The sequence below is a fragment of the Sediminibacterium sp. C3 genome, assembly GCF_000508085.1.
In the GTDB taxonomy this organism is placed as follows: domain Bacteria; phylum Bacteroidota; class Bacteroidia; order Chitinophagales; family Chitinophagaceae; genus Sediminibacterium.
This window is the reverse complement of the sequence record NZ_KI669560.1, coordinates 2,660,963-2,673,959: the sequence shown is the minus strand read 5'-3', so window position 1 is coordinate 2,673,959 and position 12,997 is coordinate 2,660,963. Positions and strand designations below refer to the sequence as shown.

14 protein-coding genes are annotated in these 12,997 nt (G+C 40.2%); 6 read left to right on the top strand and 8 right to left on the bottom strand.

The window, feature by feature from the left end; translation table 11 throughout:
- The first annotated feature begins 65 nt into the window (after nt 1-65).
- Entirely contained in the window at nt 66-1,088 is a 1,023-nt protein-coding gene (metX, locus tag F777_RS0112430) for a homoserine O-acetyltransferase family protein (RefSeq protein WP_026752321.1), read from the top strand.
- Here metX and F777_RS0112425 read toward each other — a convergent pair.
- Nucleotides 1,083-3,152 carry a penicillin acylase family protein gene (locus F777_RS0112425; protein WP_026752320.1) on the bottom strand — a complete coding sequence of 690 codons (2,070 nt, stop codon included), beginning with the start codon at nt 3,150-3,152 and terminating at the stop codon, nt 1,083-1,085. The genes metX and F777_RS0112425 overlap by 6 nt on opposite strands.
- A 91-nt stretch (nt 3,153-3,243) precedes the next feature.
- On the opposite strand from F777_RS0112425, the gene F777_RS18105 reads away from it, so the two are divergent.
- The gene (locus F777_RS18105; protein WP_173399631.1) at nt 3,244-3,420 is read left to right on the top strand and encodes a DUF6728 family protein; all 177 of its coding nucleotides are present in this window, start codon (nt 3,244-3,246) and stop codon (nt 3,418-3,420) included.
- A 28-nt stretch (nt 3,421-3,448) separates the two neighbouring features.
- Here the strand turns inward: F777_RS18105 and lpxB are convergent, their stop codons facing one another.
- Complete coding sequence (gene lpxB / locus F777_RS0112415; protein WP_026752319.1) at nt 3,449-4,552, bottom strand: lipid-A-disaccharide synthase; 1,104 nt, start codon at nt 4,550-4,552, stop codon at nt 3,449-3,451.
- Between the two features lie 90 nt (nt 4,553-4,642).
- On the opposite strand from lpxB, the gene F777_RS0112410 reads away from it, so the two are divergent.
- Together F777_RS0112410 and F777_RS0112405 are read left to right on the top strand one after the other, a co-directional pair.
- Nucleotides 4,643-5,005, top strand: a complete 363-nt coding sequence (locus F777_RS0112410; protein WP_026752318.1) for a BlaI/MecI/CopY family transcriptional regulator — start codon at nt 4,643-4,645, stop codon at nt 5,003-5,005.
- 4 nt (nt 5,006-5,009) lie between these two features.
- Complete coding sequence (locus F777_RS0112405) at nt 5,010-7,202, top strand: M56/M15 family metallopeptidase (RefSeq protein ID WP_026752317.1); 2,193 nt, start codon at nt 5,010-5,012, stop codon at nt 7,200-7,202.
- On the opposite strand, the gene F777_RS0112400 is transcribed toward F777_RS0112405, so the two are convergent.
- Genes F777_RS0112400 through F777_RS0112385 form a run of 4 tightly spaced genes read right to left on the bottom strand, consistent with a single transcriptional unit; the run spans nt 7,203 to nt 9,999 of the window.
- Nucleotides 7,203-7,499, bottom strand: a complete 297-nt coding sequence (locus F777_RS0112400; protein WP_026752316.1) for a hypothetical protein — start codon at nt 7,497-7,499, stop codon at nt 7,203-7,205. It lies immediately after the preceding gene.
- A 19-nt stretch (nt 7,500-7,518) separates the two neighbouring features.
- Nucleotides 7,519-8,322 (bottom strand): 5'/3'-nucleotidase SurE, encoded by an 804-nt coding sequence (gene surE / locus F777_RS0112395; protein WP_026752315.1) that lies wholly within the window; start codon nt 8,320-8,322, stop codon nt 7,519-7,521.
- 25 nt (nt 8,323-8,347) lie between these two features.
- The gene (locus F777_RS0112390; RefSeq protein ID WP_026752314.1) at nt 8,348-9,235 is read right to left on the bottom strand and encodes a M14 family metallopeptidase; all 888 of its coding nucleotides are present in this window, start codon (nt 9,233-9,235) and stop codon (nt 8,348-8,350) included.
- Nucleotides 9,187-9,999, bottom strand: a complete 813-nt coding sequence (locus F777_RS0112385) for a M14 family metallopeptidase (protein WP_026752313.1) — start codon at nt 9,997-9,999, stop codon at nt 9,187-9,189. Before F777_RS0112385 ends, F777_RS0112390 begins: the two co-directional genes overlap by 49 nt.
- Before the next feature lie 121 nt (nt 10,000-10,120).
- Here F777_RS0112385 and F777_RS0112380 point away from each other — a divergent pair, with 121 nt between their 5' ends.
- Together F777_RS0112380 and F777_RS0112375 are read left to right on the top strand one after the other, a co-directional pair.
- Nucleotides 10,121-10,873 carry a LexA family transcriptional regulator gene (locus F777_RS0112380; RefSeq protein WP_026752312.1) on the top strand — a complete coding sequence of 251 codons (753 nt, stop codon included), beginning with the start codon at nt 10,121-10,123 and terminating at the stop codon, nt 10,871-10,873.
- A gap of 27 nt (nt 10,874-10,900) precedes the next feature.
- Entirely contained in the window at nt 10,901-11,371 is a 471-nt protein-coding gene (locus F777_RS0112375; RefSeq protein ID WP_026752311.1) for an OsmC family protein, read from the top strand.
- A gap of 34 nt (nt 11,372-11,405) precedes the next feature.
- Here the strand turns inward: F777_RS0112375 and F777_RS0112370 are convergent, their stop codons facing one another.
- Nucleotides 11,406-12,308: a histone deacetylase family protein gene (locus F777_RS0112370; protein ID WP_026752310.1), complete on the bottom strand. Its 903-nt coding sequence runs from the start codon at nt 12,306-12,308 to the stop codon at nt 11,406-11,408.
- Complete coding sequence (pdeM, locus tag F777_RS0112365; RefSeq protein WP_026752309.1) at nt 12,305-12,997, bottom strand: ligase-associated DNA damage response endonuclease PdeM; 693 nt, start codon at nt 12,995-12,997, stop codon at nt 12,305-12,307. Before pdeM ends, F777_RS0112370 begins: the two co-directional genes overlap by 4 nt.

Below are 12,997 nucleotides of genomic sequence, written 5' to 3'. Positions count from 1 at the left end.
TGCTTTTAAAAATTTACATAAAGGTAAGCCTCAGTTGTCTTTATTTTGCGTAAGAATTCCTGCAAATGGCATTACAGACTTTTACCCATACAGCCCCTTTTGTGTTAGAGAGTGGTTCCAATATCCCGGAACTGAATATTGCCTATCATACTTACGGCAAATTCGTTTCAGGTACATCCAAAGTGGTGTGGATCTGTCATGCATTAACAGCCAATGCGGATGCAGCAGACTGGTGGAAGGGATTGGTTGGCAATGATTTTTTAATTAATCCTTCCGATTATTTTATTGTTTGTGCCAATATAATCGGTTCCTGTTATGGATCTACGGGGCCTTTGAGCATGAATCCTCTGACCAATGCTCCTTATTTTTCTGATTTTCCCATGGTGACCATCAGAGATATGGTGAAAGCGCATATGGCATTAAGAACGCATTTGGGAATTGATCAGATTGATTTGTTGATGGGGGGAAGCATGGGCGGTTATCAGGTGCTTGAATGGGCATTGATGGAGCCTGAAACAATAAAGAAACTTTTCTTAATAGCCACTTCTCCATCCGAATCTGCCTGGGGTGTTGCGGTGCATACAGCACAACGCCTGGCCATTGAAGCTGACTGTACCTGGAAAGACCATATTCCAAATGCAGGTGCTGCCGGATTAAAAGCAGCCAGAGCCATCGGTATGCTTACCTACCGTAACTATGCTACTTTTCAGGAAAGACAAACCGATCCCGATCCGGAAAAAATGGATGGATTCAAAGCTTCCTCTTATATCAATTACCAGGGAGATAAACTGGTGAACCGATTTAACGCTTACAGTTACTGGTTGCTTACCAAAGCCATGGACAGTCATCATTTGGCAAGAGGAAGAGGGGGCGATTTGGCTAAGGCATTAAGCCAGATTCACCAACCCGCATTGATTATTGGAATTGATTCCGATATTCTTTGCCCTATAGCAGAACAGGCATTCATGGCAGAACATATGCCGGATGCGCAGTTGCATATAATTGATTCTACCTATGGACACGATGGATTCATCATTGAAACCCAGCAAATCACTTCATTGCTGGCTCCCTTTGTGAAAGGGCTATAGCGGGTGATATTTTTTAACTGCCTGCTGATAAACCAATTCTTTTTTTAAAGTCATGGGTTTGGTTTGCTGATCTACATAAAGTTGCATCTGATCGGTATAGTGGGGCGAATCTTTTCGTGCAGAAGCACCATATACATTTAGAGATTCAATTACCGGCCCATCTTTCGTGAACTTTACCAGTTCAATGTAGGCATCTCCCTGATTGCCTTTGTACATGCCCTCTTTATATGGAATGGAGTACATGGGAGCTAACTGATCAGGTAATCCTGGCAGTGGTAGCGCAATATTACCACGCACCAGTTTCTGTACATCACCCAATTGTAAATTGGTTCTGTTGAATTGCTGCAGCATGGTGGCTTTCGCAGATCTGAGGATTTCAGCTGCATCTTGCAATGATATATATCCTTGTTTCATGTACTTGCTTCGCTTGGGAACAATATCATGATATATCATAAAGAAAGTACCTGCCCCAATATTCGTTGCGTCGCCTTTTTTGTCCCAGTTTTTTAATTGAATAATCAGGTCGGCAATATCAGTATGCCTGGTTTCCTCTAAGAGAAATAAGCTGTCAATATTATAAGGGAAATAGAAGGTGGATGGGAACTGCCGGTCAAACTTGATTCGCTTAAAATCTTCGTAGCTCACTTTATTCAGTGGCTGCAATAAGGCTTCGAAACGCTTGCTGCGATTGTTTTCCAGGGTTTCATATCCCATGGTACTGTCGGTAACTACAGGATTTTCTTTGCCCTCTGTAGAATGAAAAGGAGAGTGATTGGTATTGTAAACAAAACCGGTTGTTGGTTGCAATACCTGCGGTAAAGCGCTGATGGGATGTAAGTCATTCCATAAGGTTTTGCTGGTATTGCCCGGCAAGGTAGACTTCCAGTTGTACTCTTTATTGCGGACCGGTATTCTGCCGTTGCTGATATAATAAATAGTATCGTATTTGTCAGCATATACAATGTTGTAGCCGGGTATCGCGCGCATTTCCAATGCAGCTTTGAATTCTGTAAAGTTTCTGGCTTTGTTAAAACGATACCACTGTTCCAGTCCACGGATATCCATTTGCGCCGGCATGCGGATAGAGAAAGTCCCTCTTTTGGTTTTTATTGTTGGGCCATATTTGCTCCAGTAAACCGGTCTGTGTGCATATATGCTGATGAGTTTCAATTTTACTTTTATGGATGCGTCTTTTTCTTCCAGGGTTTCCCAATTGCCAACAAATAAATATTGATTTTTGTTTTTATGGTGCATCTCCAGCTGATACACATCTAATTTATCAGGTTCGTTTACCGTATGTGCCCAGCCCAGATGCTCATTGACCCCGTGTAGAATGCTGGGAGCACCGGGGAAATTGGCACCTAAAATATTCCACCCTTCTTCACTGTTTAAATGTGCTTCGTAAAAGGCAACAGGTCCTTCCAATGGTTGATGGGCATTGATGGCTAGATAAACATTGCCATCAGTTGTTTTTTTACTGTTGAAGGCAAAGGCATTGCTCCCCTGCGTTTTAAAATTTTCCAGTAAAGGAACGGTCCCTCCAAAAATAGAAGACAAAGCTTTGTCGGCTCCGGATAAAATGCACAATTGCAAAACAGAATACCGGATCATGTCTTTGGGGGTAACCGGGAAAAGATTTTTTAACAGGACTTCTTGCTTATGCTTTTCTGCGTAGGCATTCAGGCCCTCACAATATCCTTGTAATACTTTTTTGAAATCGGGTGAGAGGTCTGTTTCAAAGCGGTCTTCCACCAGTTCAGGTATTCTGAGTAAGCGAACGATATAATCCACTTGTGCCCCTTCCTTTCCTTTGTATTGGGCCAGCATGCCTTTACCCGCCATTAAAGATTGTTGTATAGTAGCAAAATCATCTTCTGCATGCGCCCAGGCAAGACCATAAGCAACGGATGCATCTGTCTTTCCGAAAATATGCGGTACACCCCATTTATCACGGATAATGTCTATTTGATTGGGATCAATTGGTCTTTCCAGTTCTATTTTTATCTGTGCCTGTAAAGGGAATGAACTAACGATACAAATTAGAAAAAATACAATCCGACGCATAAAGTGATTTTTGAACTTAACAAATCTAAGGGGATAAGGTTGATTGAACTAAATTGGTTCGCTCCTGTTATCTTTGTACAAATTTTACAATATGGGCATCTGGAATCAAATTCAGCAATACTTATTTATCAAGAAAGCAGATCCTAACGCTCCCAAATCTCAGTGGATGAAATACATGCACGGAATGAACCGAGTTTCTCTGGTAATGTTTTTGCTGGCGGTGATTTTCATTTTGGTGAAGCAGGTAATTATACCCATGTTCCGCTAAATTTTATTTAGCCCAACACTGAAACAGATTATTTCTTTTGCAGGAATGCTGAAATTAAACTGGCTGCATTTTTTGATGCATGACCTCCTCCCGCCAATTTATTGTAAAGTTGATGATACTCCGATTTTAGTTCGCTGATTTTTTCTGGATTGCTGGTAATCAATTGCAACTCCCTCACCAGGTTGGCAGTGTTCAGTTCATCCTGAATCAATTCTTTTACAATCTCTTTGTCCATAATTAAATTCACGAGCGAGATGAATTTAATTTTTACCAGTCGTTTCGCAATCTGATAACTAATGGAACTTCCCTTGTAGCATACAATTTCAGGTACGCCAAATAAAGCGGTCTCAAGTGTGGCCGTTCCACTGGTAACCAATGCAGCCGTTGACTGTGATAACAAATGGTAGGTACTGTCTTTTACCATTTTTACATTTTGGTGCCCCTTTAAGAAAGGTTCGTAAAAACTGTCTTCCTGGCCCGGTGCCTGTGCTACCACAAATTCATAATGCGGAAATTTTGTGGCAACACTTAACATGATAGGAAGTTTTTTGGCAATTTCCTGTTTGCGGCTTCCAGGTAATAAAGCGATGATTGGTTGTATTGCCGACTGATGGCTCGATTTGAATTTTTCAATGACTTCAATGAGCGGATGCCCTACGTAATGCACATCCCAGTTCCATTGTTGCGCGAAATAGTCTTTTTCAAATGGTAAAATGCAAAGCATCAGATCGATGCAGGTTTTCATTTTTTTAACCCTGTTGGCTTTCCAGGCCCAAACCTGTGGTGCTATATAATACACCACTTTGAAGCCTTGTTTCTTAGCCCATTCGGCAATTCTTAAATTAAATCCAGGATAATCAATTAAGATTAATACATCGGGTTGAAAGCTGATTATATCTTCTTTGCAGAATTTAAGATTGCCCAGAATCGTAGGCAGGTTTTTGATGACTTCAGTAAAACCCATGAATGCCAGATCTCTGTAATGCTTTACCAGATGAGCTCCTGCAGCCTGCATTAGGTCTCCTCCCCAGCATCGGATATGGGCAGATGGATCTGATAGTTGCAACTGTTTTATCAGATTACTCCCGTGCAAATCTCCACTGGCTTCTCCTGCGATTACATAGTATTTCATGGCGATAAACTAAAAAAATAGTTAAATAACTAAAAAATTAGTTGTTAAACTAAAAATTTAGTTATAAGTTTACTCTTGTAAATGTACATCATGAAACCATTAACCAAAGCAGAAGAGCAAATAATGCAAACGATCTGGAAGCTGGAAACCGCGTTCCTGAAAGACATTATTGAAGCACAATCCGATCCAAAGCCTCATAGCAATACCATTGCCACGATTGTAAAAATTTTAGTGGACAAGGGATTTGTAGGGGTGAATCAAATTGGAAGAGTGCATCAATATTTTCCAATTGTTACCAAAGAGGAATATTCTTCCAGTACCATTCGAAATTTAGTGGAAGGGTATTTTGAAGGGTCTTTCGCCGATGCTGTTTCCTTTATGGTAAAACAAAAAGACATCAGTGTAAAAGAGCTGGAGTTGTTATTGCAGGAAATGAAAAAATCTAAAAAATAATTTTATGCAAACCACCATTTATTATTTTCTACAGGTAGTTTTTTGTTCTGCCATTATGATGGGATATTACTGGTTTGTGTTGCGTGATAGTAAATTTCATCAATACAACCGATTCTATTTGTTGGCGATTGCTGTGCTTTCCTGGCTGGTTCCTTTGATTAAAATTCAGTGGAACGATAACAATTACGCAGGCGACGCCCAAATATATTATCTGCTTACAGCAGTAGCCACCAACAATACCGAACTGGAAACCAGTTTTAGTCAGCACTGGTATTCCATTACCTGGCAGAGGGGATTACAACTGCTGTATATCGGAGGAGCCCTTCTTTTATTCATCAGTCTGATGGTGTCACTGATTCGTACTTTTCTGTTATTAAAGCAGAGTAGTGCAAAAAAACTGGGTACGATTGATTTAATCATGACCAATGCCAAAGGAACGCCCTATTCTTTCTTCCGTTTTATATTCTGGAATGAAGCCATTGATTTAAGCAGTTCAACCGGTCAGCAAATTTTGCAGCATGAAATTACACACGTAAAAGAAAAGCACTCATTTGATAAGCTATTGATGCAATGCATTTTGATTGGAGGCTGGATGAATCCGGTTTTCTGGCTAATCAAAAAAGAATTACACATGATTCATGAGTTCATTGCAGATAAAAAATCTGTTGAGAGTGGAGATACTGCATCATTGGCGCATATGTTATTGACTGCTGCTTATCCACAACAAACCTTTAAATTAACCAATCCCTTCTTTTTTTCACCCATCAAAAGACGTATCGCCATGTTAAGTAAATCCAACACAAGATTCAGCTATCTAAGAAGGCTGATTGTATTGCCCTTATTGGCTATTATAGTGGTACTGGTGGCTTTCAGAAATGCACCTCCCACAGAACCCATATCTGTTGAAACAGTTGTAAAAACCATTTATAAAGATGTTGCCGGAAGCCCTGTTGCGGCCATTTCGCCCATGGCTGTTAATTTGAAAAACGATTACACCATTATCATCAATGCAGGACATGGCGGGGCAGATAAAGGTAGTGTTGGGGTTGATGGTAAATCAGTTGAATCTCAATTGACACTTGAACTGGCCAAAACCATCCAATCCCTGAACCAGAATAGTCGTTTGAATCTGGTTTTAACAAGAACAGAAGATGAAACACAGTCCGTAATGGAAATTGCTCAAAAAGCCAATAAATCTAACCCGGATTTGTTTTTGTCACTGCACTATAATGCAGACAAGAATGCAAACCTTTCCGGAACCGAAATTTATATTGCCAGTCCGGGTAAAACCGATCGTTACAATAGTCATTTACAGTTTGCCAACCAGGTGGCCAATCAAGTGGATGATTTGAGTTTGCCTTTTAATGGAATCAAGAGCAGGAAAGATGGGATATACGTGTTGCAAAACATCAGTTGCCCCAGCATTCTTATTGAAGCAGGATATATGAGTAATCCCAAGGATTTGAAAAAAATCACTTCCACCAGTTTCAGAGAGTCATTGGCAGTTGCCATTTTGAATGGTGTTCAGAAATATCTGTCGGATATGGAGAACAATCTAAAGTTGGCTGTAGCAACTCAAAATGGTGATTTTACAGAAGCTGGAGAAGATACAGTTAAACTACTAGTTAAGAAAATTGAATCAGGGACAGGTAAATTGTCTTTTGATTCTGTAAGGTCGTTTTCTTTCAGTAAAAGTACTGAAGGTTTGGGTAGTGGCTTAAAAGTGTTTGCAAAAAACGGACAAAAGCCGCTTGTTGTTTTAAATGGGAAGCAAATAGAATTTGAAAGCTTAAATGAGTTGAATCCCAATGAAATTGTATCAATTAATGTGCTTAAAAACGAGGCAGCTATTTCAAAATATGGGGCTGAAGGTGATAATGGTGTTATAGAAATAGCAACTAAAGATGCTAATCTCAAAAGTATTAAACCAATTCTGGAAGAAGATAAAAATGATAGGTCTGGAATAAAATCATTTATGCGACGCAATAAAGATGTCTCAAATGTTTCATGGAATCATCAGCACAAAACCATGGAAATCAAGCTTAAAGATGGTACTGAAGAAAAATATATTCTCAATAATCAAACGAGTATGAGAAGAGCTGAAGCCAAGTATGGAAAACTTCCAATTCCTGCGCCACCACCCCCAGTTACTTTAGCTCCAGCTAAGTTGGATCCCAATAAACATGAACCCCAATAATTAAACAAACCACTTAATGCCAAGGGAGATCAATGCATAAATACAGGTTGCAATGAATACTCCCTTGGCTGTTTTATCTTTTTGATTGTTGATATATACCGTGAAGACAATGGCATTGGCAATTAGGGCAATGGCAATGATGCCGCTCAATAAAGATTTCTGCATAAGCAGTACCTGAAAGAATTCATTCAGGCTGAATAAACTGAACTTCCAGTAGTAATAACCGAACAGCCCGAAAACAGGAGCGAGGAATCCTAACAGAAGGCCGAATGGAATAGAGTCTTTATTGAGCAACATATTTGTGCTTTAAGAGTTATCAGAACTTCCAGTTCTTTTCCAGTTGTTTTTTCAGGGTATAATTAGTCAGGTCAAATTGAACCGGAACCACACTTACATAATTGTTCTTTAATGCCCATACATCACTTTCCTTGCTCTTATCAAAATTGACAAACTCGCCAGTCAGCCAAAAATATTTTCTGCCGTGTGGATCTTTTCTTTCGTCAAATTTTTCCTGGTACTTGGCATATGCCTGAGAACAGATCTTGATTCCCTTAATCAGTTCTGCTTTTACTTTTGGAATGTTCACATTCAGGCAAATATGCTTGTCTAGATTTTTGCTTGCCAATAATTGTTCTACAATTACGCGTGCATATTGCTTTGCCCCTGTAAAATCAGCTTCAATGCTCAAATCCAATAAACTGAATCCAATGCTGGGTATACTTTCAATGGATGCTTCCAGGGCAGCACTCATGGTGCCTGAATAAATTACATTGATGGAGTGATTGGCGCCATGGTTGATTCCGCTGATACAGATATCTGGTTTTCTATGCAGTACTTTGTCTACGGCCAGTTTTACACAATCTACCGGTGTGCCACTACAGCTATACGCTTCTACATCTCCAAAATTGTGCACTCTGTGTAAACGCAAAGGTTCTCCAATGGTAATGGCATGGCCCATTCCACTTTGTGGCTTATCGGGTGATACTACCACTACTTTGCCCAGCCCTTTCACCGCTTCCACCAATGCGTGTATGCCTGGCGCTGTATAACTATCGTCGTTGGTTACCAGGATGATGGGCTCAACTTTCTGCTTATTTGTTTTTGCTTTTACTTTTGCCATATTGCAATGTACGATAAGACCGGGCCTATCTTTTCTTTTTAGTTGTTGTATTTGTGCTAAAAAATTTCAAAACCGGATACTCCACGGCCTGATTGCTGATTCCTTTTTCCGTTAAATACTGGTCAAAAAAATTCCAGGTAAGTAAACCATCATCCGATTGTGGCTCCAGTGCATAGAAGATTAAGTTAGCCAAAGGTTGCGCCAGGTCAATCAGGTAGTCTCCTTTTTCTGCAGTAAATGTTTTGGCAACAAATTTTCCTTCTGCAGATGCCATCTGGTGACCCTCGAATTTTCTGCTGGCTTTGGTGAATTTTTCTATGAGAAATCCTTCTCCCTGGAACTCCGTTTTTTTCTCGAGCTTCTCTACTTTGGCCCCCATGCGTTTTAAATGTTCGGCTATGCTATCCAGTGCCGCTGGTATTATGTATCCTCTGGGCAAGGTTGCACTTACGGTGTCTTTAAAATCTGCGTAGTAGTTTACTTTGTCTACATGGATGATCCTCCCTGTTTTAGTCAGTGTAGTACTGCCGTCTTCTTTTTTGAATGGGATATAATCATAGGTTCTGAAATCGCGAATCCCATTGGCAGTGGGTACCATTTTGAATCGTACGCCCTTGCTGATTTTTCCTGCATTATTTTTTACCTGTTCTATCGCATTTTTTTCAGCCTGCTGATTGATCTGTATAATTTCTGCCGCATTGCTATTGCAATAGGCTAATATTTCTTTTACAAAATGATAAGTACTGTTGATGCGCTGATAAAAGCGCTCATGGGCAAATGACTCACTCAGGATAGACATTCTGTTGCGCAGACCAATCTGATTGATGATATACCTTGGATGGTGATTGTAAGTGTAAAAGTTTTTTACCGGCCAGCCTTCTCTGGTATAGAAATCACCAAAGGGGCCAAACAATAAATCATTTTCCTTTTTACTTTATCGGTAATAAAAGGTAGAATGGTGCTGTTGGTATAGTGATAGGGGCCAGGTTCTCCCGCAGATAAATATCCAGGTGCCCAGGTTAAATCGTATCCATGCCAAGTGCCATTGGTGGTATGTAAATCCACCACCATCTGCGGATCCCAGCTATTCAGAATATTCGATACCATCGCTCTGGTTTCCGGTGTTTCCATCTTAATGCCGTCTCTGTTCAGGTCGAGTCCCTGGCCGTTTTCCCTGATGCCGGTTTCCAGCGGGCTGTTCTCTTGCGACGGTCTTAATCCCTTCGCAAACATATCATTCCCATCTGTATTATAAATAGGCACAAAAACAATGATCTGATGGTTGAGCAAGTGCGATAAGTTACCCAATAAAATATCGCGCATTAACATCATCGATACTTCTTTTCCTTCTACTTCGCCTCCGTGAATATTGCCCTGAATATATACTACAGGCTTTCCTGATTTTCTGGCTTCTTCAGGAGTGCTAACTGCAGGATTGGCAAGCACTGCATAAGGAATATCTTTTCCCAATGTGCTTTTACCGATGGATCCGATATGGATATGTTGGCTCATGCTTTTAATCGTCTGCAAAAACTGCATCACATCTGCATAAGAAGATGTTTTTTCGAAATTGGATTTTTCCGGTGTTAACTGAAGCGAAGCAGGAAAGCTGGCCACAGACTGGGCGTTCAACTGTGTAAGAGATCCCAATAAGGCAAATAGGAATAGTTTTTTCATGGCTTAATATTACAGCTGAAAAGTACTTCAATCGGTTCGTAGAATTGACCCGCTGAAATAAAAATCAAAATAAATTTGGAAAAACTAAAAAGTTTAGTAAATTGCGCTAAAAGTATTAGTTATGTCAAACGCTGGAAGAAATCTGAAGTATCTGCGCAAACTGCGGGGCTGGACCCAGGAAGAGTTTGCCAACAAGCTAAAAATCAAACGTTCCCTGGTGGGCGCTTATGAAGAAGAAAGGGCAGAACCCAAGCTCGAGGTAATGGAGCAGGTTTGTTCTATTTTCAAATTAAGTCTGGAAGATTTTTTGTTTAAAGATTTATCTGAAAGCAAGGGAGGTTCTTATTTAGACAGAAGACGTCAGTTAAAAATGATCAGTGAGTCTGCCGAAATCAGATTTGTTCCGGTAAAAGCAGCTGCAGGTTATATGACTGGTTATGCAGATCCGGAATTTGTAGATGAGCTGAATACTTTTACTTTACCCATGCTGGCTCCGGGTCAATACAGGGCTTTTGAAATTATGGGAGACTCTATGTTGCCTACGCCCAGTGGCAGTGTAATTGTAGGCGAAAAAGTAGAGGACCTGGATGATTTAAAAAACAGCAATACCTATATCGTTCTTTCCAAAAATGAAGGGGTGGCTTACAAGCGGGTAGTGAAAAACAACCGCCTGAAAAATAAAATTACGTTAATCAGCGATAATCCTCAATACGAACCTTACCATGTAAGTGCAGAAGACGTGCTGGAAATCTGGAAAGCAGTTTACATTTTGCAAAAAGCCAATGCTGCTCCGGTCTGGGATGTAAATCAACTGGCTGGAATGGTGAATAATTTGCAGGAACAAGTGAGTAGCCTGAAAAAGAAACTGAATTAATGATCAAATCAATTTATTGAAAGAAGAATGGCTCACCAGCATTTATATAAAGTAGGAATTAAATGGATGGGGAATTTGGGAACCGGAACCAGTAATTACAAAGCCTATTCCAGAAATCATTTGATTCAGGTGGAAGGTAAAGTTCCTGTTGAATCCAGTTCGGATCCTTTGTTCAGGGGAGATCCCAATCGCTACAATCCGGAAGAAATGCTGGTGGCTTCTTTATCTTCCTGTCATATGCTTTGGTATCTGCATTTTTGTGCGGATACCGGCATCATAGTTACTTCTTATCAGGATGATGCGGAGGGGATTATGACTGTAGAACCATCCGGAGCTGGTCAGTTTACGGAAGTCATTCTTAAACCAAGAATCTCTCTGGCCAATATGCAGATGATGGACCAGGCCAATGCCTTGCATGAAAAAGCCAATGCTTATTGTTTCATTGCCCGCAGCTGTAATTTTCCTGTGAAGCACCAGGCAGTCTATAGTATTGGTTAGTAAATCAGGTTGTTGCTAGCGTGTATTCATATGGCTAACTAAATATGTCAGCTGCCAATCTGAAGGTATTGCAGTGCGCTTCCACAATGGTTCTGATATCTGGCGAATAGCCACCACCCAATGCAACAGCAACCGGAATACAGTTCTTTTTTAATTGTTCTAAGACAATTTGATCCCTTTGTTTGCAATCCGCAAGGCTCAGCTTTAGTTTTCCGAATTTATCCGTATCCAATACGTCTACGCCCGACAAAAAGAAGGCAAAGTCGGGTTGAAATTCATCAATCAGCCTGGGTAAAGTTTCTGTTAATAGTTTCAGGTAGGTTGGACCGTCGGTTCCGTCTAATAATCCTATATCCAGGTCTGATTTTTCTTTGTGAAATGGATAGTTATGTGCCCCATGCATACTAAACGTAAAAACTCGGGATTCATTTTCCATGAGTTTCGCAGTGCCGTTTCCCTGGTGCACATCAAAGTCAATTATCAAAATTTTAGCAGCTAAATTTTTATCCAGTAAATAGTTCGAAGCTACAGCCATATCGTTGAGCAGACAGAAGCCTTCTCCTCTTTCTGCAAATGCATGGTGGGTGCCACCGGCAACATTTAGCGCAACTCCGTTTTTTTGTGCAGAGAGGGCGCAGTCAATTGTTCCCTGCGTAATTATTAATTCACGTTGGGTTAGTTCAGGAGACTGAGGGAAACCAATTTTTCTTTGCTCAGATGCTGATAATGTTTGGTTCAGCAGTTTATTCAGGTATTCGGCATCATGTGTTCTTAATACTGTTTCATTTGAACAGGATGCAGGACTAAAGAAATGGGCTGGATTATAAGTGCCTTCATATATCAGCTGCTCAGGAATCAATTGATACTTGAGCATGGGAAAACGATGATTTTCCGGCAATGGGTGTGCATAAATATTGTCAAAGGCAATTTCTATCATTGGGTCTGAATCAAGTTGTCATTTACGATGGCAAATACCTGGTCTGCCTTTTTTGGTTTAATGGTTGCCAATCCGCTGAATTTGCTGAATGCAGGTAAGATGCAGTGGTTTTTGCCAAAGTAAAAACAAGGAAACCGTAAGCTTTGTTTACTAAGACCTTTAATGGTAATTCCCGGATGAATATGTCCTGAAAAAATATAAGGTGAATGGCTTTTCTTCGGTTGAAGTTCCTTGTTGTCTTTATTTTTTTTGTGTGTCTCTTCAAAATCATGTTGAAACTGAAAGGGACCTAAAATCATGGTTTCCGGTACAATTTCAATGGCTGCAGCTTCATACCATGCAGCAGGTAATACATCATGGTTGCCCCTTATCAATGTAATTTGAAGTTGTGTAAAATCTCTTTTCCATTTCAAAAACCAATCCAGCTCTTCATTGGCATAGCTATGAAAAAAATCTCCCACCACAAGTACTCTTTGCGCTTTGTAAAATTGAGTAATGCTAAAAAATCTTTGAAGGTCTTCTTTATAGATATTTTGAGGAACAGCGATTCCGTTTTTTCTGAAGTGTCCGGTTTTCCCGAAATGGGTATCTGAAAGAATCATTGTTTTTTCTTCTTCCCAGAATATAGTTCTGTTGGGCGAAAGCCACAGATGCTGTTCCCTGCAGATTAACAATTGATCTTCGTTCAT

Excerpts from the sequence above, each read along its gene's own strand:
- surE (WP_026752315.1), bottom strand. The coding sequence starts at position 8,322 with ATGGCAAAAGTAAAAGCAAAAACAAATAAGCAGAAAGTTGAGCCCATC.
- F777_RS0112405 (WP_026752317.1), top strand. The coding sequence starts at position 5,010 with ATGCAAACCACCATTTATTATTTTCTACAGGTAGTTTTTTGTTCTGCC.
- F777_RS0112400 (WP_026752316.1), bottom strand. The coding sequence starts at position 7,499 with ATGTTGCTCAATAAAGACTCTATTCCATTCGGCCTTCTGTTAGGATTC.
- F777_RS0112370 (WP_026752310.1), bottom strand. The coding sequence starts at position 12,308 with ATGATAGAAATTGCCTTTGACAATATTTATGCACACCCATTGCCGGAA.
- F777_RS0112385 (WP_026752313.1), bottom strand. The coding sequence starts at position 9,999 with ATGAAAAAACTATTCCTATTTGCCTTATTGGGATCTCTTACACAGTTG.
- F777_RS0112375 (WP_026752311.1), top strand. The coding sequence starts at position 10,901 with ATGGCTCACCAGCATTTATATAAAGTAGGAATTAAATGGATGGGGAAT.
- F777_RS0112410 (WP_026752318.1), top strand. The coding sequence starts at position 4,643 with ATGAAACCATTAACCAAAGCAGAAGAGCAAATAATGCAAACGATCTGG.
- metX (WP_026752321.1), top strand. The coding sequence starts at position 66 with ATGGCATTACAGACTTTTACCCATACAGCCCCTTTTGTGTTAGAGAGT.
- F777_RS0112425 (WP_026752320.1), bottom strand. The coding sequence starts at position 3,152 with ATGCGTCGGATTGTATTTTTTCTAATTTGTATCGTTAGTTCATTCCCT.
- lpxB (WP_026752319.1), bottom strand. The coding sequence starts at position 4,552 with ATGAAATACTATGTAATCGCAGGAGAAGCCAGTGGAGATTTGCACGGG.
- pdeM (WP_026752309.1), bottom strand. The coding sequence starts at position 12,997 with ATGAACGAAGATCAATTGTTAATCTGCAGGGAACAGCATCTGTGGCTT.
- F777_RS18105 (WP_173399631.1), top strand. The coding sequence starts at position 3,244 with ATGGGCATCTGGAATCAAATTCAGCAATACTTATTTATCAAGAAAGCA.
- F777_RS0112380 (WP_026752312.1), top strand. The coding sequence starts at position 10,121 with ATGTCAAACGCTGGAAGAAATCTGAAGTATCTGCGCAAACTGCGGGGC.